Raw genomic sequence first — 22022 nt, 5'->3', positions numbered from 1 at the left:
CACCCGTGACCAGCAGTCCTACCGTCCATCAGCCCACTGGCAGGAAGCGATCCCGGGTATCACTGCTCAGCGGGTGGCTCGACAGGCTTCCCCAACCCGCTGCCGTCGCGCTCGTCGTCGTCATCGCGCTCGGACTGTGGCAGCTCCTCGTATCGTTCGGCGGAGTATCCGAGATCATCCTGCCGTCACCCCTGAGCGTCGGCGGACAGATCATCGAGGTGGTCAAGCAGCTCACGACCGGCGGATTCCTCATGGGCCAGCTGTGGATCACGGTCCAGGAGATCGTGCTGGGCTTCCTTCTCGCGTCGTCCGTCGGCTTCCTCATCGGATTGTGGATCGGTCAGACGGAGTTCGGACGGAAAGCAGTCATGCCGCTCTTCGTCGTCGTGGAGGCGAGCCCGAAGATCGCGTTCGTTCCCGTCTTCATCGCCTGGTTCGGCTTCGGGATCGCCTCGAAGTTCCTCATGGCGGCGTTCATGTCCATCTTCCCGGTCATCATCAACACAGCAGCCGGTATGAATGCCGCGAGCGCCGAGGAGATCAGGCTCTTCCGCTCGATGCGCGCGAGCAGCTGGGAGATCTTCTGGAAGCTCAAGTTCCCCCGAGCACTGCCGTTCATCTTCGCTGGACTCAAGATCGGAATCGTCTCCGCCGTCACCGGCGCGGTCGCCGCGGAGTTCATCGGAGGCGGCGTCGGGTTCGGCGAGCAGGTGCGCGTCGCCGCGTCACGGATCGCACTCGACCGTGTGTTCGCGCTCATCCTCGTCCTCAGCATGCTCGGGCTGGCGCTGTTCGGCCTCGTCACCCTCGCCCAGAAGAAGTTCGCCTTCTGGGATTCGAAGAAGACCACGTAGAGACCCCTAGAAAAGGAAACCTCATGAAACTCGCCCGCACCCTCGTCGATGGCACACCGACATTCATCCTCAGCGAGGACGGTGACCGCTGGGTGGCTGCATCCAGCGTCATACCTGCTGCTGAGTCGTACGCAGACCTCGTCGCCAGTCTCCAGGACGGCATCTCGAACGACGACCTGCTCTCTGCACCGGAAGTGGCGCCTTCGGAGTTCCTCCCGCCCACAGGAGCGCTCGACAAATCCATCGCCATCGGCAAGAACTACGTAGCGCACGTGGAGGAGACCGGCAGCGATATCCCCACCCATCCCGTCGTCTTCTCCAAGTTCCCCTCGTCATTCGCGGGTGCGACCGGGGACATCGTCGTCGACTCCGGAGTGACGTCGAAGGTCGACTATGAAGTGGAGCTGGTCGTCGTCATCGGCAAGGAGGCGAAGAACGTCAGCAAGGAGGACGCCCTCTCCGTCGTCGCCGGCTACACGGTGGGGAATGACGTCTCTGCCCGCGACTGCCAGCGTCGCGACGGGCAGTTCGACTACGCGAAGGGAATGGACACGTTCGGCCCGATCGGCCCGTGGATCACGTCCGCAGACGAGGTGGCGGACGCGGGAGCTCTTCGCATCTCCAGTGCAGTGAATGGGCAGACCCGTCAGAACGCGGACACGAGTCTCATGATCTTCCCCATCGACGTCCTGATCGAGCACCTGTCCCGCGTCATCACGCTCAAGCCCGGCGACCTCATCTGGACAGGCACTCCCGCGGGCGTCGCCCTCGGCATGGATGCATCCGCGTTCCTCAAGGACGGCGACGTCATCAGCTGCGAGATCGAGGGCCTCGGAGAGCTGTCGAACACAGTGGTCGTCCGCTGACCGCGCGGCGATCGCGGCGATCGAACCACCGGTGACGCCTGGCCGTCCGCGCCTCTCCACGGCGCGGGCGGCCAGGCGCCTTCGCGCACGCTCCACACTCAGCACCCTCCCGCTTCACCTTCGGGAAACCCTCAGGAAACCCCGCCCACCTAGCGTCGTACGGGACCCTCCCCACTTCCACGAAGGAACCGCATGAAGTACCTGACCAGGCTGTTCGCCGCCTCAGCGGCCCTCACCCTCCTGAGCCCCGCGGCCGCTGCATCCGCCTTCACCTCGCAGTCCGATACCGTCTCGCCGACCAACCTGCTGGTGAGTGGAGAGGCCGAGTGGAGCTATCTGGACGACGACACAGACCCGGCCGATGGTCTGCCCGATCGCACCCGCTGGGCGGACGCGTCCTTCGATGACTCCGCGTGGCCCACGGCCGTGGGATCGTTCGGCGCACTCCGCGGTGAACTCGACGAGCTGAACGGCGGCTTCACACCGGACAATCTGCTGCGTCAGTACAAGGACGGCGAGGGGGTACCGAACACCGAGACGTTCTTCCTCCGCACTGATCTGACCGTCGACGCGGATGAACTGGAGGACGCGGCGCGGCTGACCGGCACGGTCCGCTACGACGATGCCGCGACGATCTTCGTCAACGGCGAGCGCGTCGCCGGCTTCCACGACGAGGGCTTCGACTTCCCGGCCGATGGCGAGCGGCGGAACATGCAGTACGGGGGGTCGAACTCGTCGGCACCGCGAGAGGGCACCTTCGGGGTGGATCCAGACGTCCTGGAGCCCGGCGAGAACACGATCGCCGTGCAGCTGCATCAGGGCCGCGCGACGAGCTCCGATGTGTACTTCGACTTCGAGGACCTCACGCTCGGGCCGGAGCCGGAGAAGGTCGGCCAGTCCTCGATCCTCCTGGGTGTGGGGTCTGACCAGACCGAGCGGAACCTGTCGTGGTTCACGGACACCGGAGCCGACGAGTCCGTCCAGATCGCGCAGGGCGAGCAGTCCGAGCTGCCGGACGACGCGCAGACGTTCGAGCAGACGGAGCGCGGCGCCTCCGACGACGGCACGAACGACTACGTCCACGCCACGGTCACCGGCCTGGAGCCGGGCACGACCTACTCCTACCGGGTCGGCAGTGACGAGGGCGGCTGGTCCGACGTCATGACGTTCGTCAACCACGATGAGGACCTCGAGCACTCGTTCACGTTCATCGGGGATGCGCAGATCGGGTCGTCGGGCGACATCGAGTCCGATGGCAACGGGTGGCAGTCGACCCTGGACCGTTCGAACGAGATGTTCCCCGACTCCCACTTCCTGCTGTCTGCGGGCGACCAGATCGAGACGGGCTCCGGGAACCCTGACGAGTACCGGTCGTACCTCGCCCCGGAGCAGATGCGCACGCAGACATCGGCGCAGACGCTGGGCAACCACGACTACGCGGGTGATGAGCCGCAGGCGCTGTTCGGCCAGCACTTCAACCTGCCGAACCAGTGGGAGGGCGATCCCACCGGCGGCAACTACTGGTTCACCCAGAACGACGTCCTGCACCTGAACATCTCGACGGAGAACCGCGACTTCGAGTCGCATCGCGAGTTCATCGAACAGGCGATCGCGGAGCAGGGCGACGAGACCACCTGGACGATCCTCACCTTCCACCGCTCGATCTACAGCGCCGGCATCCACGCCCACACGGACGGCGCAGAGATCCGTGAGGGGCTCGCCCCGGTCCTCGCGGAGATCGACGGGATCGACATGGTGCTCGCGGGCCACGACCACTCGTACGCGCGCACGCACCTCATGGACGGCACCGAGGTCTCCAGCGAGGAGACGACGGAGGCACCGGAGGGGCACGACCAGGTGCACCCGGAGGGCAACGAGCTGCTGTACATCACGGCGAACTCCTCGTCCGGCAGCAAGTACTACAACCTGGTGCCGGAGGCGACGACGCCGTGGACCGCGGTCCGCGACCAGTCGAGGACTCCCACCACCGCCGAGGTCGAGGTGGGCGAATGCTCGATCACGACGACGACCGTGCGCGTGGACAACGGCGAGGAGATCGACAAGGTCGAGCTGGTCAAGGACCGGACGGCTCCGGAGATCGAGACCCCGGGTGACACGGAGCTGACGGTCGGCGACGAGTTCGACCCGATGGAGGGCGTCGAGGCGTCCGACGAGTGCGGCGAGCTCACCGACGAGGGCATCACGGTCGACGGCAGCGTCGATACCGCCACCGCCGGCACGTACGACCTCACCTACAGCGCGACGGACACGGCCGGGAACGAGGGCACGGCGACCCGGACCATCACCGTCGCCGAGGCCCCCTCGCCGGAGCCGACCGAAGACCCGACCGAGGAGCCGACCGGTGAGCCGTCCGAGGAGCCGACACATGATCCCTCGGGAGAGCCGACCGACGGCCCGAGCGACGACCCGACCGAGGATCCGCGCGACGACTCCGACGGCGGCCGCGATGACGACGGCCGGGACGAGGATGGATCGGGCGACGGGAACGACGACGACGCTCCCCGCGGCGGCCAGGACGACGGCGAGGACAGGGGTGACGGCGGCGACCTGCCGCGCACCGGTGCCACCCTCGCCGGCCTCGGCGCCGGCGTGACCCTGCTGGGAGCGGGCATCGCAGCGCTCGTCGCCTCCCGCCGCAGGAAGGCATGACGCTGAAGGCGTGACACTGCGCTGAGTGATCGCGGAGCGATCAGCAATGAAGCGGGGCCCACCGACGCACGTCGGCGGGCCCCGCTTCTGCACGGCAGCACTCCCCGCTCCGGCGACCAGTTGCAGACCTGAAACACGACGTGGTGTGGACAGGGGGCCGTCGCGTCGTACGATTGCCCCATGAACAAGTCCTACCTCGTCACCTGGGCCCTCGCACAGTTCCTGGGCACCCTCGGCATCGACCGCTTCTACCTCGGCAAGATCGGCACGGGCATCCTCAAGCTCATCACCGCCGGCGGATTCGGGATCTGGGCCCTCATCGACCTCATCATGGTCCTCACGGGCAACACGCGCGACAAGGAGGGCCGACCGCTCGAAGGCTTCGAAGAGCACAAGAAGGTCACCCGCATCGTCACGATCGTCCTCATCGTACTCGGCCTGCTGTCCGGAGGCTGCTCCGCCGCCCTCACCGCAGGGAACGTCACTGAACTGATGTGACGCCAACCGGCTCAGAACCGTTCACGAAGAACCGTCCCCGCGTACTGACGCGGGGACGGTTCTTTCTGTGTGCTGCGTCCCATCACGCCAGGATGCACGGTCCCAGTGGCGCTCCCACCCGTGATCGGGGCTAGGGTGTACCGCGCCGTGAACAGCGAAACGGCTCCGACCGTCCGCCCCGCATGCAGTGCCTCCGGCCGCCCCTGCCCGCGCGGACCCCCTCTTCAGCAGATCTAAGGAACCATGGACCATCCTGACGGCAGTACGACCAGCGAACCCCCTGAACCCGCTCCGGCTGCCCCGGCACCCGTACGGGCCGGCCCGATAGGCGGAGTGTTCTGGGGAGCGCTCTCCATCATCGCCCTCTTCGTCCTCTGGGCATGGATCTCCGCGACCTCGCTCAACAACGCGATGACCTCCGCGATGGACGCGACTGCGAGCAGCGTGGGCTGGCTGTACCTCCTCGTCCCGCTCGGCTGCATCGCGCTCCTCATCTACCTGGCGCTCAGTCGCTACGGCACGATCCGCCTGGGATCCGACGAGGCGCGCCCGGAGTACACCACCTGGGCCTGGCTCGCGATGATCCTCTCCGCCGTGATGGGCATCGGTCTCATCAGCTACGCGGTCGCAGAGCCCATCTCCCACTTCGCAGCACCGCCCCACGGGCGCGCAGAGGCGGGGACGATCGACGCGGCGGTCACCGCCATGCAGTTCTCGTACTTCGACTGGGGCCCCCACGCGTGGGGCGTGTTCGGCGTCTTCGGACTGGCGATCGCCTACTCGACGCACCGGAGGAACCGCCCGGGCCTCGTCTCGCCGATGCTCCGTCCGGTGTTCGGCGATCGCGTCGACGGCTGGCTGGGGAAGGTCATCGACATCTTCGCCGTCATCGCCACCCTCTTCGGCACGACGACCTCGCTGGGCCTCGGCGCGGCCCAGATCGCAGAAGGACTGGACGGAGTCTTCGGCATTCCGTCCTCGCTCGTCGGACAGATCGTCATCATCGCGGTCATCACCGTGCTCTTCACGCTGTCTGCTCTGTCAGGCGTCCACCGCGGCATCAAGTACCTCAGTCAGATCACGATGCTGCTGTCCGCCGGGCTGGGCATCTACGTCCTGATCGTCGGCCCCACGAACTTCCTCTCGAACCTGTTCTTCCGGTCGGTCGGCCAGTACCTGAGCGAGTTCTTCGCCGTCAGCTTCATCACTCCCAGCACCCCCGAAGACGTCCAGTGGATGCAGTGGTGGACCTACTTCATGATGGCGTGGTGGCTGAGCTGGGGAGCCTTCGTGGGCGTGTTCCTCGCGAAGATCTCCAAGGGGCGCACCGTCCGCGGCTTCGTCGCCGGAGTCGTCGGCATCCCCAGCCTCGTCTTCTTCCTCTGGTTCACGATCTTCGGCGGCACCGCCATCAGCATCGACATGAACGGCGGCGGTGAGATCGGAGCCGCAGCGCTCGAGGACATCAATTCCGCGTTCTTCGCCACGCTGGAGCACCTCCCGCTCGTGACGGTCACCTCGATCATCGCGATCATCCTCGTCGTCCTGTACTTCGTCTCCGGTGCCGACGCGAACACGTTCGTGCTCAGCATGCTGTCCTCGCAGGGCTCCCTGAATCCGCGCCGAACCGTGCTCCTCGTCTGGGGACTCGTCACCGGGCTGACTGCCGTCGTGCTCCTGCTGGTCGGGGGCCTCGCCGCCCTCCAGCAGGCCGCAATGCTCTCCGCACTGCCGTTCACGCTGATCGTGGCGGTGCTCGGCGTCTCCCTGGTGCTCGAGCTGCGGGGCGACGAGGAGTTCAACGCCGCGCAGAAGGCGGTTCGCGACGGCGAGTCCGCGGCGGTTCCCGGCTCCCCGGAGCCGTCGCTCGACTGAGCATCCGCGCCCGAGGTGCCGGCCGACTTCACAGCCGCGTCTCGCTGACGTCGAAGGGCCGTTCCTGCATGTCACGTGCAGGAACGGCCCTTCTGCGTTCCCAGGAGCCGGACACGCAGCGCCATGCTCCTCGGCAGGGACTCACGACGTCGTGCCTGCCGCCGGGTCACGTGCGCGGTGTCGGCCTCCCGTGTCAGTCCCTCGTGGAGTCGGGATCGCGCTGATCCAGCGTCGGATCGCTCGGCACCCAGACCCCGCGCTCCTGTGCGACCTCGTGCGCCCGGTCATAGCCGGCGTCCACGTGCCGCAGCACGCCCATGCCGGGGTCGTTCGTCAGCAGGCGCTCCAGCTTCTGCGCGGCCAGGGCCGTCCCGTCGGCCACGGAGACCTGACCCGCGTGGATCGAACGGCCCATGCCGACGCCGCCGCCGTGATGCAGCGACACCCATGTCGCCCCCGATGACGTGTTCACCATCGCGTTGAGCAGCGGCCAGTCCGCCACGGCGTCGCTGCCGTCCGCCATGCCCTCCGTCTCCCGGTAGGGCGAGGCGACGGATCCGGAGTCCAGATGATCGCGTCCGATGACGACGGGGGCGGACACCTTCCCCTCCACGACCAGGCGGTTGAAGAGGAGCCCCGCCTGATGCCGCTCCTTGTAGCCCAGCCAGCAGATGCGGGCCGGCAGCCCCTCGAACTCGACGAATTCGTGCGCGGCATCGAGCCAGGTGTGCAGGTGCTCGTTGTCGGGGAACAGTTCCTTGAGCGCGGCATCGGTCACCGCGATGTCCTGCGGGTCCCCGGACAGTGCCACCCAGCGGAAGGGTCCCAGGCCCTCGCAGAACAGCGGACGGATGTAGGCGGGGACGAAGCCGGGGAACTCGAACGCACGGTCGCAGCCCGCCTTCCGGGCCTCGTCGCGGATCGAGTTCCCGTAGTCGAACACCTCTGCACCGCGGTCCTGGAACTCGACCATCGCACGGACGTGCTCCGCCATGGACTCCTGCGCCCGCAGGGTGAACTTCTCCTGATCCTGTGCGGCTTCGTCGTGCCAGTCGTCCAGGTCCACACCCGCCGGCAGGTAGGACAGGGGGTCGTGCGCGGACGTCTGGTCGGTGACGATGTCCACCTGCGCGGACTCGGGACGGTCCAGCAGTGCGGGCAGGACCTCGGCGGCGTTGCCGACGAGCCCCACCGACAGCGGGCGCCTCTCCTGCTTCGCGGCGAGGACCTTCGCGAGTGCCGTGCCCAGGTCGGACTCGACCTCGTCGAGGTAGCGCTTGGACTGGCGCCGGCGCAGGCACGCTTCGTTCACATCGATGATGAGGCACGCACCGCCGTGGAGGGTGACGGACAGTGGCTGCGCGCCGCCCATCCCGCCGCAGCCGGCGGTGACGGTCAGGGTGCCGGCGAGCGTCCCGCCGAAGCGCTTGTCCGCGACCGCGCCGAACGTCTCGTACGTGCCCTGCAGGATCCCCTGGGTCGCGATGTAGATCCAGGACCCCGCGGTCATCTGGCCGTACATCATGAGCCCCTCCGCCTCGAGCTTGCGGAAGTGCTCCCAGGTGGCCCAGTCACCCACGAGGTTCGAGTTGGCGATGAGGACGCGCGGCGCCCACTCGTGCGTGCGCAGGACGCCGACGGGCCTGCCGGACTGGACCAGGAGGGTCTCGTCGTCCTCGAGCTCGTCGAGGGTGCGGACGATCGCTTCGTAGGCCTCCCACGACCTCGCGGCGCGCCCCGTACCTCCGTAGACGACGAGGTCCTCGGGACGCTCCGCGACCTCGGGGTCGAGGTTGTTCATGAGCATCCGCTTGGGCGCCTCGGTCTGCCAGGACTTAGCGGTGATCTCCGTGCCGCGCGGGGCGCGGATCGTGCGGGAGGGGTCGTGGGTGGTGTGGGCGGGAGTGGTCCTGGTGGTGCGGGGGCGGGGCGCAGAGCTGGTCGGCTGTGACATGGGGACTCCTCCGGTGCGGACGGCGGCGAACACGATCGGATGCTCTGTTCACCATCGTGAGGCCCGCGGCCTTCGCGGAGAAGGGGCCCGCACACTGCTCGTGTCCGAGATCTCGGACTGGGAGGAGCGGGGCGTCAGGCCCCGGCGTCCCTCTTCTGGCGCACGTCCGCATGCTCCGCCCCAGCGTCGGGCCTCGTGAGCAGGGAGACCACGACGAAGGCCAGCAGCGATGCGGCGCCCCCGACCACGACCTCGGGGACGGCGCCGTAGTCGAACAGGCCGAACACCCCCGCGAGTCCGCCCACGGACCCTGCGATGATCGCTGCGAGGGCTCCGGCGCGGGTTGCACGCCGCCAGAGCAGACCGCCGATCACGGGCACGAAGACGCCGGAGGCGTACATCGTGTAGGCGAGGGAGAGGACGGTGATGATCCCCGGCACGCTGAGTGCGAACACCAGCGCGCCGACGCCCAGGATGAGGGTCCAGACACGGGCGACGACGAGCGTCCGCGGGCTGTCGTCCTCTGGATCGCGCCCCATGATCTCGCGGTAGAAGTCGTTCGTGATGTGCGTGCTGCCGGCGATCAGGAGCGAATCCGCCGTGGACATGACGGCCGCGAGGATCGCGCCGACGATGATCGCGGCGACGCCGATGGGGAGCACCTCGGAGATGAGGGTCGGCAGGGCCGACGACGAGTGCTCCAGATCGCCGAACAGCGCACGCGCGCTCATGCCGCCGATGACCGGGAAGATCGCGAAGACCAGGAGGAGCAGGCCGGCGGTGATCGCGGAGATCCGCGCGACGGCCGCACTGCGCGCGGAGAAGAGGCGCTGGTAGAAGTCCTGGCCGATGAGGTCGTACATGATCACCGGAGTGATGATGCCGAGCATCGCCATGACGCCCATGCCCACCGGGGAGAAGTAGTCGGCGCCCACGATGTCTCCGCTGGTCTCCGCGAAGGTCCGCAGCCCGTCCATTCCGCCGGCCGCACGCAGACCGGCGATCGCGGCGATGGGCACTCCGATGACGACGATGGTGACCTGCACGGCGTCGGTGAGCGCCACGCCCCACATCCCCGCGACGACCGTGTAGGCGATGAACAGGAGCACTGCGACGATGGCACCGATCGTCGGATCGATGCCCAGGATCGCCAGGGCCCCGCCGGCGGCGTTGACCTGAGCGGCGACGATGCCGGTCACGGCGATGATGGAGAGGCCCGAGGCCAGACCGCGCACCGTCTTCGAGTCGTAGCGAAGCGCCAGGTAGTCGGTGATGGTCCGCAGGGAGAGACTCCGCAGCCTCTCCGCTGACAGCACGCCCAGCAGGATGAGCCCCAGTGCGGTGCCGACGCTGTACGCGACGCCGCTGAAGCCGTAGACGTAGCTGTCCTCACTCACCCCCATGACTGCGCCGCCGCCGATGTGGGTGGCGGTCAGGCCCGCGATCACCATGAAGGGTCCGAGCCTGCGGCCCGCCAGCATGAAGTCGTCCGAGCCCTTGATGAGCTTGGTCCCGGCGAGCCCGATCACCGCGACGATCACCAGGTACGCGATGATGATGAGGGTCATGATCGTCGTATCCGTCATTCCCGTTCCCCGTTCCGCAGTCATGGTCCGACATCAGGGAGCTGTGACGTCTCCGTGGTGCCTCTCAGAGAGTACTGGGCCGCACGGAGGGGAGCTCCGCCGGGTGGGACGCGCGGTCCGGCCCCGTCCCGTGCCTGCAGAGGGCGACGCTACGGGGAGAAGCTGACGCCCCACCGCTGGCGGAAGACAGCCGCTCCCGCATCGGTCACCCGGACACCTCGACTGCCGGGTCGCCGCACGACCCACTCCGACTCGACGCACAGAGCGGCGACGGCGGCGCCGAGGGCCCCTGCCAGATGAGGCCGTCGCTCGGTCCAGTCCGGGCAGGCCCGCGTGGTGGGTCGACGCAGCGCGTCGAGACCGATGACGTCCACACCCAGATCGGCGAACCCGTCGCGTCCGGCTGAGGTGAGCTGCAGGTGGTCGGGGTCGTCGAGCCAGCCGGCGGCGACCCACCCCCGGGTGAGCCCGACTCCGAGGCGTCCGGCCAGGTGGTCGTAGCAGAACCGACCCGAGGCCAGCTTCTCAGCGGCGCGCACTCCCGTGTACCCGGTGGCGGGCGCAGCGGGCGCGATGTGCCCCAGCGTCTCGAGTGCATGAGCCACCTCTGGCCCGCTCAGCCGGTAGTAGCGGCCCCGCCCCCGCGCCGTGCACGTGACGAGTCCCGCGTCGACGAGCACCCAGAGATGCCCGGATGCCGTCGAGGCGGACACCCCGGCCGCCCGCGCGAGCTCCCCGGCGGGTCTCACCGTGCCGTCCATGAGGAGGGACAGCATGACGGAGCGCGCGGGTGAGGCCAAGGCCTTCCCGAGCGCGGAGAAGTCACGATCGCGCCGGCGGGCTCCGGACTCCGCGGTGCCCGGGTCCGGACTGCGGCTGTCCATGGTTCCAGGCTACGCCCAGATACTTCGGCGATCGCCGAACGATCGCCCGCGCACACTGGGACCATGGCTTCGCACTCGTATGAGACACACACCCGATGGAGCGGTACCACCGCGGGAGGCATCCGCTCCTTCTCGCGCAACCATGTCATCACGACACCGCCGGCCGCGGTGGACCTCGACCTCAGCGCCGATCCGTCGTTCCGCGGCGACCCCGCCCGGTGGAACCCGGAACAGCTCATCGTGGCGGCCGCCGCCTCGTGCCAGATGCTCTCCTTCCTCGGAGCTGCGGCCCGCGCCGGGGCGACGATCCTCGGGTACGAGGACACAGCGGCGTCGCGTCTGCTGCTCGAGGCAGAGCCGGCTCGACTCGACACGGTGTCGCTCGACGTCACCGTCACGGTCCCCGCCGGCACGGATCACGCGGAGATCGAGCAGCTCGCGCAGATCGCCCATGAGCGCTGCTACGTCGCGAACTCACTGGCAGTCCCCGTCGAGGTGACGACCACCGTCATCGACGAGGAGTGAGGGAAAGCGGGGCGGCCCGCCTCACTCCCCCGTGAAGGTCGGGTCCCGCTTGTCGAGGAAGGCGTCGATCGCCTCTGCGTGGTCCGGCGCGTGGTGGGCCAACGGCTGCATCGCCGCGGACAGCTCGAGCAGCGAGGACAGGCTCGACCCGTCGGACTCCTTCAGCAGCTTCTTCGCCATGCGCACGGCGTGCGGCGGGTTGACCGCAACACGATCGGCCAGCGCACGCGCCTCCGTCATGAGGTCCTCCGGGGCGACGACACGACTGACAAGGCCCCACTCCAGGGCGGTCTTCGCGTCGACCCGGTCACCGGTGAGCGTCATCTCCGCGGCGCGTGCCGGCCCCACGAGGCGGGGCAGGAACCAGGCGCCGCCGTCGCCGGGGATGATGCCGAGCTTCACGAAGGACTCCGCGAACCACGCCGTCTCCGACGCGATGCGCATATCCGCCATCGCGGTGAGATCACAGCCGGCGCCCACCGCCGGGCCGTTCACCGCGGCGATGAGCGGCGCATCGAGGCGCTGCAGCGCGAGCGGGATCTGCTGGATGCCGTAGCGGTAGCCGCCCCGCATCTGGTGCGGGTGCCCGCCGAACATGCCGGACCGGTCCCGCATCTTCTTCACGTCACCGCCGGCGGAGAACGCCTTGCCCGCACCGGTGAGGATGACGACGCGGACTGCCGGGTCCGCATTCGCGGCATCGACCGCGTCGATGATCGCCGCCACCATGTCATCGTCGGAGATCGGGTTGCGGCTGTCGGGGCGGTTGAGGGTCCACGTCTCCACGTGTCCGTCGCGCTCGACCAGCAGCGCGTCGGTGTCTGTGCTGCCGGTGTCTGCGCTGTCGGTACCCGTGCTGCCGGTGCCCGTGCCGCCGGTGCCTGCGCTGCCGGTGTCCTGTGTGCTGTCGTGCTGCGCGCCGTCTGCCATGGTGACTCCTCGTCGTCTCTGTGCGTGTTCCGTTCGTGCCTGGCCCGTCATGCCTGGCCCGTCATGCCGTGATCAGCTCCCACAGGTCTGCGCCCTGGTCGAGGACCTGCCCTTCGATCCGCGCTTCCCACTCCGCGGTGGAGCCGAACTCGCGGCGCCACCCCATGACGGGGCGGGTGCGCCGCTGCAGCGAGTGCTCGAGCGTCGTGCCGATCGCGCCGTGGATCTGGTGGGCGTTGCGCACGATGGTCTCCGCGGCTCCCCCGGCGCACGCCTTCGCCGCCGCGATGACGAAGCGCGAGCGAGCGTCCTGCATGCCGTGCTCCGCGACTGTCAGCACTGCGCGATCCACGATGGTCCGCGTGAGGGCCGCTTCGCTCGCCACATCGGTGACGAGCTGCTGCACGGCCTGGAACCTGCCGATCGGCCGCCCGAACTGCACGCGGGTCGTCACGTGCTCCACGCACAGCCGGGAGATCGCCTCTGCGGCCCCCGCCATCTGCACGGCGCGGCCCAGCGCTCCGCGGTGCCGGAACTCGTCTGCGAGTTCCTCCGAGACCTCCACTGCGCCGGCCACTCCCGTCGGCAGCACGGCGACCGCCTGCGGCTCACCGGTCACGGACGAGCGCTCGTCGAACACGAGATCACTCGCCGCCATCTCGTAGACCTGCGGACGCTCGCCGCTCGAGTCGAGCACCACGACCGAGGCGGCGGCCGGCAGCCACGGAACGGTCACCGGCCGGCCGGTCCCCACGGCCTCGGCCGCGGTGGAGATGGACGGAGCGGCACCGGCGGCATCGGCAGGCGAACCCGTTCCGGCCTCGGCCGAGGCCGGAACGGGCAGGTCTGCCGCATCGCGCAGCCAGCCGGCCAGCAGGTCGTGCTCGAGCAGCGGCAGCGGCACTCCGGCGGAGGCCGCCTCACCCAGCACGGCGGCGGCCTCGAGCCAGCCGGCGTCGCTGCCGCCGGAGGATTCGGAGCCGGTGAGGCGGGCGAGTCCTGTCGACTCGAGCGTCGCCCACACCTGCGCGTCGAGGGGCCGGGCGACGGTGTCGGTGAGCCGGCCTGCCGCGTCCGCGAAGATGTCGGCGGCCACTGCTCGGAGTTCGGCCGCGACCTCGGCCGCGTCGGTGAGCTGTTCGTTCGTCATCGTGTGTTCCTCTCTCACCGCAGGCCCAGGCTGCGCGCGACCACGCCGCGGAGCACTTCGTTCGTCCCGCCGCGCAGGGTGAAGCCGGGTCGCTGCGCGATCGCGGCGTCGACCAGGTCCTGCAGACGGGGGCTGTCCGCTGCGACATCGCCGACCAGGCGGTCGACGGTCTCCGCGATGTCGCCCTCCTCGGTGGTGCCGAGCACCTTGACCAGCGCGGCGGCGGTGTCCGCGTTCTCACCGGCCTGCAGGCTGGCGGCGACCGACAGAGACATGTGGTGCAGCGCGGTGACGCGGGCGATGTGGCGGCCCAGCGCTCCGCCGGGGGCGGGAGCGGAGGACGGCGAGGTCGGGGCGATGGCCGCAGCTGAGGACGGCGAGCCGACCGAGGCCGCCCGGGCGGGCGCAGCGGATCTGCCGTCCGCGGGCCCGTCGGCTGCGGGCACGTCCTCGAGGGGGGCCTGCGTGCGCGCGGCGCGCAGGTGGTCGACTGTCTCCCCGAGCAGGGCGAAGGTCGACAGGAAGCGCTCCGGGCCGCTGCGTTCGAAGGCGAGCTCCGACGTGACCTGATGCCAGCCTTCGCCTGGCTCGCCGAGCACGCGGTCGTCCGGGATGAAGACGTCGTCGAGGGTGACCTCGTTGAAGTGGTGACCGCCGTTCATCGAGACGATCGGATCGATGCTCACGCCGTCGGCGCGCAGATCGACGATGAACTGCGACAGTCCCGCGTGGCGGTGCGCCGTGTCGAGCGGCTCCGTGCGGACGAGCGCGAAGAAGCCGTCCGCCACGTGGCCGCCGGACGTCCACGTCTTGCGGCCGGTGATGCGCCAGCCGCCGTCGACCCGGCGCCCCTTCGTCTGGACGCTCGCGAGGTCGGAGCCGGATTCTGGTTCCGACATGCCGATGCCGAAGCAGAGGTCCCCGGAGGCGATAGCGGGCAGGAAGGCCTGCTTCTGCTCCTCCGTGCCGAACCGCAGCAGTGACGGAGCGATCTGACGGTCCGCCACCCACTGCGCGGCGACCGGCGCGCCCATGGCCAGCAGCTCCTCCGTCACTGCGAAGCGCTCGAGGAACGTCCGCCCATGCCCGCCGTACTCCGTGGGGATCGTCATGCCGACCCAGCCGCGCGCGGCGAGCTTCTTCGTGAAGTCGTTGTCCCAACGGGTCAGCCACGTGTCGACCCACGGGGTGAAGGTGCCCGCCGCGACCTCCCGCTGGAGGAAGCTGCGGACCTCCAGTCTCAGTGCGCGGGTCTGCTCGTCCTCTGTGACGAGCTGCGGGACGAGTTGTCCGCCCATCCGGGTGTCACCTCAATCGTCGTCGGAGTCGCGGGACTGCCTGTGCACCGCGACTGACCTCACACAGTAATACGTGGTTCTGTACTCGTCTACTGAATTGCGGTGAGCGACCGGGCGAATCTACACTGTGCCGAAGACCACTGACCCTCTGGAGACCCTGTGCACACTCCCCCCACCCCCGACAGGGCGAAGCCGCGACCGCGCCACCGGATGATCGATCGGGTCGCGGAGGTGCTCGACCTCGTGGCCCGGCGTCCGCACGGAGCGAATCTCACGGAGCTGGCCCGACTCCTCGACGCACCGCTGAGCTCCGTCCAGGGACTGGCGAACGGTCTCGTCGCGACCGGGTACCTGGAGGAGCGCGACAGGCTCTACACCCTGGGCCCGGCCCCGCACTTCCTCACCCGACTCGCAGGGACCCCGGATTCGGACGTCGTGACGCACGCGGACCTGGAGGAGATCCACCAGCAGACCGGCATGACGACCGTGCTGGGGATCATCGTGGGCTCCGACCTCTACTACGTCGACCACGCCTCGACCAGCCCGACGTACGGCTATCTGGCGGAGAACTACGTGAAGCGATCACTGCTGCGGTGCTCGAGCGGCTGGGTGCTGCTCGCAGGCATGGAGCGGCGTGACCTCTGGGCCCGCCTCAGCACAGCGCGAGAGCAGGATCAGCCGCTGGTCGAGCGCTTCCTGCAGGAGCTGCCCGCCATCGAACGCGACGGGCTCGTGGTGACACCGGACGTGTCCGAGGTGGAGATCGAGGGGATCGCGACTGCCGTGACGGTGGCCGGCCGCACGGTCGCAGCCGTCGCCTGCATCGGCGATCACGCGGAGGTGGCCGCCCGCGAGGACGTCATCGTCGACTTCCTGCGTGACAAACGGCAGCGGTGGGGCGAGCGGCGGGGCGAGCGGTGAGTGGCAGGCACCCGGTGAGTGGCGGGGTCTGACCGGTTGGGCCGGCGTCGACGACGGTCCCCCCCCTGCTCAACCGGACCCTTCAGCGGGACCGGAAGACCGCCACCACGAAGTCGTCCGACGCCGGCTTCATATCCCATGTGCCGAGCCGCAGGTCGAGGGCGAGTCCGGCGGCGTCGGCGTCCGCGAAGAACTCGTCGAACGAGTACCCGCGACCCGCTCCGAACCCGCAGACGAAGCGTCCGTCCGGGTCCATGTGGTCGGCGATGCGCTCGAGCACCGGGCGACGTTCGTCCGACGCGACGAACGTCATCACATTGCCCGCCATGACGACCAGATCGAACCGGATGCGGTCGCCGTCGGTCTCGCGCAGATCCAGCTGCCCCAGATCGAGGGCCTGCCAGGCGGCATCCGGATGGTCCTCCCGGGCGACCTCGATGAGATAGGGGTCCAGGTCGACGCCGACGACGGTGTGACCGCGCTGGGCGAGCCACCCTCCCACCCTGCCGGTGCCGCAGCCCGCGTCGAGGATCCGTGCGCCCCGCTCCGCCATCGCATCGATGAGGCGGGCTTCACCGTAGACGTCCTGGCCGGACGCCTCGATGCGCCGCCAGCGCTCCGCATAGTTCTTCGAGTGCTCAGGATCGCGTGCGAGCGCTTCGGTCCACAGGTTCCCGCGGCGCTCAGGCTGCGCGGCACCTCCGATGGTCAGCCCCGTCACGCGTCAGTCCCGATCGACCAGCAGGTACGACGCACCCGCAGCGACAGCCGTGACGGACAGGACCGCTGGCCACGGACCGATCTTCTTGGCCAGCGGATGGGAGAGCCCGAAGCCCAGGATGTATGCGGCGGACAGCCCGGCAGTCGTCCCCGCTCCGCGCTTCTTCAGCCACGTGCGTCCCGCATACGCTCCCGCAGCGGCCAGCACAGCACCGCCCAGTGGGCGGATCATCGTCTCGCGTGCCGTGACATAGCCGCCCAGCAGGCCCAGTGCGACGACGGGTGCGGTCGAGACGTCGTGCGCATCCTTGAAGATTGGTTCAGTGCCCATATCCAGAAGTCTACGCAGGGGCTCCGACACCCGCGCATGGCGATCCTGCCACACGGCGGATCCGGATCAGGAGGGCAGCCGTGTCAGACTTGTCACGACCCCACCTCGGGCGGGCCGCGCAGCATGCCGCGCGCATCCACTCAGCGGAACGCCCCCCTGCAGTCGAAGAGGAAGACCTCATGTCGCAACCGCCCTACGGAGCCTCCGGTTCCGGTTCCGCCGACAACGGCGAGACCCAGTACAACCCGAACACGGGACTGCCCCTGTCGTCCTACGGATCCCAGGACGACTACCGCGGCGACCAGAGCCAGTTCGCCGGACAGTACGGCGGCGGACAGGACGGCGGCGGTCAGTACGCCTCGCAGCCCGGGCACTACGGCGAGGACGCCGGACAGTACGGGGGCGCAGCACCCTATGGCGCTCAGCCCGACCAGTACGGCGGACACTACGGCGCCCCTCCCGGCCAGTACGGCGCGGCCCCTGACCAGTTCTCGTCCGGACAGTACGGAGCCGATCAGTACGGCACCAGCCAGTACGGGTCGGGACCAGCGGCTGTCGGCGGCTATGGTGCAGGCCCGGCACAGGGCGAATCGGACAAGTCCTTCGTCGTCACCTGGCTGCTGGGCTGGCTGCTGGGCAGCTTCGGCGCCGACCGGTTCTACCTGGGCAAGATCGGCACCGCGATCGCCAAGCTCCTCACCGCGGGCGGTCTGGGCATCTGGGCACTCGTCGACCTCATCATGCACCTCGTCGGTGCGACGAAGGACAAAGAGGGCCGGAGGCTCACAGGCTACGACCAGCACAAGAAGAAGGCCTGGATCATCACGATCGGCGTGTGGCTGGTCGGCATCGTGCTCAACATCATCCTCGTGATCGTGCTGGCCATGACCGGAGCTCTCTCCTTCACAGGCGGCGCGCCGACCGGATCCGACGACACGACGACGTCGGACTCCTCCGATGACAACGATGACAACGCGGACGACGCCGACAACGCCGACGACGACCAGCAGACCGGAGGCGGCGAAGCCGGCGCAGGCGAGGCACCGGACGAACAGCCGGCGGCAGGAGGCGCTGCCGCCGATTGGGCCGACTCCACCTACGGCTCGTTCGAGCCCACCACCGCGAGCGGCTCCGGCGCAGACGTCGTCGCGCTGCCGGAGGGCGTGACCGCCGCCTATGTGACTGTCGAGGACGTGAGCGGCGAGGGTGTGCGCACGTACGGCGTCGACGATGCGGGCGAGATGACGGGCTCCCAGCTCGTGGGGCTGCCGGCGGGCGGCAGCGGTTCCAACGTCATCGGCGTCGACGACTACGGCGACGCCACCGGCATCGAGGTCACAGCGACCGGCGACTGGAACGTCACCGTGGCCCCCGTCTCCAGCGCACCGGCACTGCCGGACAGCGGCACGGGTCCCGGGTCCTTCCTCTACGACGGGCCCGGCGGCGACGTGACGCTCAGCCACGACGGCGAGTCCAACTTCATCGGCCTCCAGTACGACGGCATCTCGCCCAATCTCGTCGTCAATGAGATCGGCGTCTACGAGGGCATCGGCACCCTGGAGCCCGGCCCCTCGCTCGTGTCGATCTCGGCGGACGGCTCGTGGGAGTTCGCCGTCGGCTGACGCGCAGCCCGCTCGACACCCGTCAGACGGCGGTCCGCCCGGTTCACGGTGCGGACCGCCGTCTGTCATGTGGGCCCGCACACCCTCCTCGGTGCGACCTCCGTACGATGGAGCCGTTCACGCTCCGCCCTGATGGGGCAGGAGCAGCGCAGGCCATCGGCTTCGCGCTCGACACCCCCCGGCACGGAGGAACCGAGTATGACCACGCACTACGGATGGAACGGCCGCTACTTCGAGGACTTCGTCGTGGGCGACCGCTTCGAACACCCGCTGGGCCGCACTGTGACCACGACGGACAACTCCTGGTTCACGCTGCTGACCCAGAACACCGCCCCCCTGCACTTCGACCACGAGTACGCCGCGAACACGGAGTTCGGACAGCCGCTCGTCAACTCCACGTTCACGCTGGCACTCGTGACCGGCCAGACCGTCACGGACATCTCGCAGAACGTGTTCGCGAACCTCGCGTGGGAGAACATCAGCCTGCCGAAGCCCGTCTTCGAAGGCGACACGATCCGCTCCCGTTCCGAGGTCCTGGGCGTTCGCGAGTCGAAGTCACGTCCCACGATGGGCATGGTGACCGTTCGCACCGAGGGCTACAACCAGCACGACGAGGTCGTCTGCTCCTTCGAGCGCACCGCGATGGTCTACAAGACGGGCCACGGCCCCAACGCGGAACGCATCGCGAAGCTCGAGGAGAAGTACGCGAAGAAGGATGCCGAGGCCGCAGGCACCGAAGGCTGACACCGCCGGCTCCGTCGCACACGACCCGGGCGTCTGCTGCAGGATCGGGAACCCCCTGATCCTGCAGCAGACGCCCGGGTCGTTCCTGCTGGGCAGTGCTGTGGCGCGGCCGATGGGACAGCAGAGTTCCGCCAGGACGATCAGACGATCAGCCGCGGTGCTCCGCCGTCAGAGTTCGACGACGGCCAGCGGGTCCGAGGTCGGCTGCTCCGAACCGCCGGCGGGCTCCTCGGTGACCCCTACCAGGGCTCCACCTGCGAACTCGGATCCGTCGACGGTCACGGCACCGTCGGCGAGGAAGCCGACGCTGTGGGCGCCGGTGTCATCGATGAGCCACAGCTGCATGACCCGATCGTCCGGCACCGACGGTGCACCGTGCGTGCGGACCTGGAACATCTGCTCCGTCAGCGACGACACCACGGTCATACCCGCGTCATCACCCATGTCGACGGTCTCGGTACGCACGTCCGGAGCGGTGAGCAGCTGCTCCGCACGGTCCAGCTGCTCCTGCGACTGAGCCAGCGATTCGTCGAGCTCCCGCTGCTCCCCCGTCACATGCAGCAGTGCGCCGCCGAGGCCCGCGACCGCCACGATGACTGCGGCGGCGGCCGCTCCCGCGAGCATCCGCCACGTCCTGCGGGAGGCTCGCAGTTCACTCAGGGACACAGGCTCCTCCCGCGGGGTCTCCTGGGATCCCGCAGGGGCCACAGTGCCCGCAGTTCTCGCAGGGGCCTCCTGAGATCCCGGCGTCCCCACACGTGTCACAGGGGCCGCCGTGCTCGCAGCAGCAGTACTCCCGCCCTCGGAGCGCGGGATCGCGAGGATCGCGGCCGCCACGTCGGCGCTCGGGGTGAGCGGCTCATCGGTCTCCGCCAGGCCTGCGAGCGAATCCTCGTACTCGGCGACCTCGCGGCGGAAGGACGGATCGGTCTCGAGGAGGCCGGCGGCGATGGAACGGTCGTCGTCCGACAGACCGCCCAGTGCATAGCCGGCGGCCAGATAGTCGCGGTCATCGCGGTCCACGCTCATCGCCCTCCCTCCAGCATCGTCCTCAGCTTCGTCATACCATCCCTGATCCGGGACTTCACGGTTCCCAGCGGAACTTCCATCTGCTGGGAGATCTGCGCGTGCGACATGTCCTGGAAGTAGGCGAGTGCGATGATCGACGCGTGCGGCTCGCCCAGCTCTCGCAGTGCGGTCACCGTCCGGAGCGCTTCGTCCCGGGCGACCGCGGTGTCCTCCGCCGGCTCCGCCACGACGGACAGCTGGCCCACGCCCTGCGTCCAGTCCCTGTCGCGCTGGGACTGCACCGCCCTGACCCGGTCGATCGCCCGCCTCCTGCAGAGGGTGATGACCCATCCTCGTCCTGATCCACGGGATGCCTCGAACGACGACGCGCGCCTCCAGATCTCGGTGAAGCAGTCCTGGAGGATCTCCTCCCCCAGCGATCGGTCCCTCACGATCCGGACGATCGCTGCGAGCATGACCGCGCCGTACTCTCGGAAGAGGCGTTCGAACGCCTCCTCGTCCGCCGCGCTGATGCGGCCCAGCAGGTCGGCACAGGGATCGCCGTCCCCCTCCCGACCCGGCAGAGCCCGTCCGCTCACGGAAGCCGCCCCGTTCTCGGAGGCTCCGGGGACCTCGGGCGTGGCAGGCGTCATCCGTCCAGTTTTGCACGGGTGCTCCTCCCCCGCTTCCGTGACGCGCGGGCCCGTCGTGACTCGCGGGACTCCACGGGCGCGACTGCGGGGCGGCCCGACCGAATCGTCGTCGGCCGGACCGCCCCGGGGCCGTGCAGAAGAGGAGGAGCGCTCCACCGTCACATCGCTGGCATGAGCACGCTGTCGACCATGTAGACCGTCGCGTTGGACGTCGTCACGCCACCGCACACCAGGCCGGCGTCGTCGAACATCATGTCCTCGCCCTCACCCTCGACGGTGACGGTGTCGCCCTGCACGGTCTCGTGCTCACCGACGATCTCGTCCGGGCTCAGCTGGCCGGGGATCACGTGGTAGGTGAGGACGTTCGTGAGCATGTCGGAGTCTTCCGCCAGCGCACTGAGGTCCTCTTCCGGCACTGCGGCGAAGGCGTCGTCGACCGGTGCGATGACCGTGAACTCGTCGCCGTTGAGCGTGTCGACCAGGTCGACGTCGGAGTTGAGTTCACCGGACACGGCCGAGGTCAGCGTCGTGAGCATCGGGTTGTTCGACGCGGCAGTGGCGACCGGGTCCTGCGCCATGCCCTCGACGGAGCCGTCACCCTCCGGCACCTGCTCCGCGTAGGCCTCGCAGCCCGCGCCCACCAGGTCCGTCGAACCGCCCGCGGAGCCTTCGTCCATGCCTTCGTCCATGCTTTCTTCGGACGAGCCGCCCTCGTCCATGCCGCCGGCGTCCTGCGACTGCTCGGAGCCTGCGCCCTCAGAGCCTTCGTCCATCGAACCGCCGCACGCGCTCAGTCCCAGCAGACCGATCGCCGCGATCCCGACTGCAGCCGATGCCCTTGTTGCGATTGACGTCTTCATCGTCGTTCTCCTTCACGTTGTCCAGCGGGCGGGCGATGCACCTCACCGTTCGGTGGGCCACCGTCTCGCGGTC

General features: G+C 69.0%; 20 protein-coding genes. 9 read left to right on the top strand and 11 right to left on the bottom strand.

What is annotated here, in order from left to right; all coding sequences use genetic code 11:
* Window positions 1–5 precede the first annotated feature (5 nt).
* From BJEO58_RS05475 to BJEO58_RS05455, 5 genes are all read left to right on the top strand, one after another.
* A complete protein-coding gene (locus BJEO58_RS05475; protein WP_180951833.1) occupies window positions 6–854 on the top strand; it encodes an ABC transporter permease in 849 nt (282 codons plus the stop codon).
* 23 nt (window positions 855–877) lie between these two features.
* A complete protein-coding gene (locus tag BJEO58_RS05470) occupies window positions 878–1720 on the top strand; it encodes a fumarylacetoacetate hydrolase family protein (protein ID WP_101588418.1) in 843 nt (280 codons plus the stop codon).
* Window positions 1721–1912: 192 nt separating this feature from the next.
* Window positions 1913–4390, top strand: coding sequence for an immunoglobulin-like domain-containing protein (locus BJEO58_RS05465; RefSeq protein WP_101588416.1), 2478 nt, complete (start codon window positions 1913–1915; stop codon window positions 4388–4390).
* 180 nt (window positions 4391–4570) lie between these two features.
* The gene (locus tag BJEO58_RS05460; protein ID WP_101588414.1) at window positions 4571–4888 is read left to right on the top strand and encodes a TM2 domain-containing protein; all 318 of its coding nucleotides are present in this window, start codon (window positions 4571–4573) and stop codon (window positions 4886–4888) included.
* A gap of 243 nt (window positions 4889–5131) precedes the next feature.
* Complete coding sequence (locus BJEO58_RS05455) at window positions 5132–6763, top strand: BCCT family transporter (protein WP_101588413.1); 1632 nt, start codon at window positions 5132–5134, stop codon at window positions 6761–6763.
* Window positions 6764–6956: 193 nt separating this feature from the next.
* Here BJEO58_RS05455 and hutU read toward each other — a convergent pair whose 3' ends face one another.
* The 3 genes from hutU to BJEO58_RS05440 form a co-directional block, all read right to left on the bottom strand.
* Entirely contained in the window at window positions 6957–8717 is a 1761-nt protein-coding gene (gene hutU, locus BJEO58_RS05450) for a urocanate hydratase (protein ID WP_101588411.1), read from the bottom strand.
* 134 nt (window positions 8718–8851) lie between these two features.
* On the bottom strand, window positions 8852–10303 hold the full coding sequence (locus BJEO58_RS05445; RefSeq protein ID WP_101588410.1) for a sodium:solute symporter family protein: 1452 nt from the start codon (window positions 10301–10303) through the stop codon (window positions 8852–8854).
* 149 nt (window positions 10304–10452) lie between these two features.
* A complete protein-coding gene (locus BJEO58_RS05440) occupies window positions 10453–11187 on the bottom strand; it encodes an ArsR/SmtB family transcription factor (RefSeq protein WP_101588408.1) in 735 nt (244 codons plus the stop codon).
* 63 nt (window positions 11188–11250) lie between these two features.
* Here BJEO58_RS05440 and BJEO58_RS05435 point away from each other — a divergent pair, with 63 nt between their 5' ends.
* Window positions 11251–11712, top strand: a complete 462-nt coding sequence (locus BJEO58_RS05435) for an OsmC family protein (protein ID WP_101588406.1) — start codon at window positions 11251–11253, stop codon at window positions 11710–11712.
* A gap of 21 nt (window positions 11713–11733) precedes the next feature.
* Here BJEO58_RS05435 and BJEO58_RS05430 read toward each other — a convergent pair whose 3' ends face one another.
* From BJEO58_RS05430 to BJEO58_RS05420, 3 genes are all read right to left on the bottom strand, one after another.
* The gene (locus tag BJEO58_RS05430; RefSeq protein WP_101588405.1) at window positions 11734–12642 is read right to left on the bottom strand and encodes a crotonase/enoyl-CoA hydratase family protein; all 909 of its coding nucleotides are present in this window, start codon (window positions 12640–12642) and stop codon (window positions 11734–11736) included.
* A 61-nt stretch (window positions 12643–12703) separates the two neighbouring features.
* On the bottom strand, window positions 12704–13792 hold the full coding sequence (locus BJEO58_RS05425; protein ID WP_101588403.1) for an acyl-CoA dehydrogenase family protein: 1089 nt from the start codon (window positions 13790–13792) through the stop codon (window positions 12704–12706).
* A 14-nt stretch (window positions 13793–13806) separates the two neighbouring features.
* A complete protein-coding gene (locus tag BJEO58_RS05420) occupies window positions 13807–15090 on the bottom strand; it encodes an acyl-CoA dehydrogenase family protein (RefSeq protein ID WP_101588402.1) in 1284 nt (427 codons plus the stop codon).
* Between the two features lie 159 nt (window positions 15091–15249).
* Between BJEO58_RS05420 and BJEO58_RS05415 the strand changes: the two genes are divergently transcribed.
* Window positions 15250–16011: an IclR family transcriptional regulator gene (locus tag BJEO58_RS05415; protein ID WP_246075911.1), complete on the top strand. Its 762-nt coding sequence runs from the start codon at window positions 15250–15252 to the stop codon at window positions 16009–16011.
* An 82-nt stretch (window positions 16012–16093) separates the two neighbouring features.
* Here the strand turns inward: BJEO58_RS05415 and BJEO58_RS05410 are convergent, their stop codons facing one another.
* Together BJEO58_RS05410 and BJEO58_RS05405 are read right to left on the bottom strand one after the other, a co-directional pair.
* Entirely contained in the window at window positions 16094–16723 is a 630-nt protein-coding gene (locus BJEO58_RS05410) for a class I SAM-dependent methyltransferase (RefSeq protein ID WP_246076074.1), read from the bottom strand.
* Between the two features lie 12 nt (window positions 16724–16735).
* The gene (locus BJEO58_RS05405) at window positions 16736–17062 is read right to left on the bottom strand and encodes a hypothetical protein (RefSeq protein ID WP_101588399.1); all 327 of its coding nucleotides are present in this window, start codon (window positions 17060–17062) and stop codon (window positions 16736–16738) included.
* Between the two features lie 179 nt (window positions 17063–17241).
* Here BJEO58_RS05405 and BJEO58_RS05400 point away from each other — a divergent pair, with 179 nt between their 5' ends.
* Together BJEO58_RS05400 and BJEO58_RS05395 are read left to right on the top strand one after the other, a co-directional pair.
* Window positions 17242–18684 (top strand): TM2 domain-containing protein, encoded by a 1443-nt coding sequence (locus tag BJEO58_RS05400; RefSeq protein ID WP_101588397.1) that lies wholly within the window; start codon window positions 17242–17244, stop codon window positions 18682–18684.
* Window positions 18685–18882: 198 nt separating this feature from the next.
* Window positions 18883–19428 (top strand): MaoC family dehydratase, encoded by a 546-nt coding sequence (locus tag BJEO58_RS05395; protein WP_101588396.1) that lies wholly within the window; start codon window positions 18883–18885, stop codon window positions 19426–19428.
* Between the two features lie 168 nt (window positions 19429–19596).
* Here BJEO58_RS05395 and BJEO58_RS05390 read toward each other — a convergent pair whose 3' ends face one another.
* The 3 genes from BJEO58_RS05390 to BJEO58_RS05380 form a co-directional block, all read right to left on the bottom strand.
* On the bottom strand, window positions 19597–20457 hold the full coding sequence (locus BJEO58_RS05390; RefSeq protein WP_101588394.1) for an anti-sigma factor: 861 nt from the start codon (window positions 20455–20457) through the stop codon (window positions 19597–19599).
* Window positions 20454–21089 carry a sigma-70 family RNA polymerase sigma factor gene (locus BJEO58_RS05385; protein ID WP_101588393.1) on the bottom strand — a complete coding sequence of 212 codons (636 nt, stop codon included), beginning with the start codon at window positions 21087–21089 and terminating at the stop codon, window positions 20454–20456. Before BJEO58_RS05385 ends, BJEO58_RS05390 begins: the two co-directional genes overlap by 4 nt.
* Window positions 21090–21247: 158 nt before the next feature.
* Window positions 21248–21949 carry a fasciclin domain-containing protein gene (locus BJEO58_RS05380; RefSeq protein ID WP_101588391.1) on the bottom strand — a complete coding sequence of 234 codons (702 nt, stop codon included), beginning with the start codon at window positions 21947–21949 and terminating at the stop codon, window positions 21248–21250.
* Window positions 21950–22022 lie beyond the last annotated feature (73 nt).

This window comes from Brevibacterium jeotgali, from assembly GCF_900169175.1.
In the GTDB taxonomy this organism is placed as follows: Bacteria; Actinomycetota; Actinomycetes; order Actinomycetales; family Brevibacteriaceae; genus Brevibacterium; species Brevibacterium jeotgali.
This window is presented reverse-complemented; position numbering and strand designations above follow the sequence as displayed.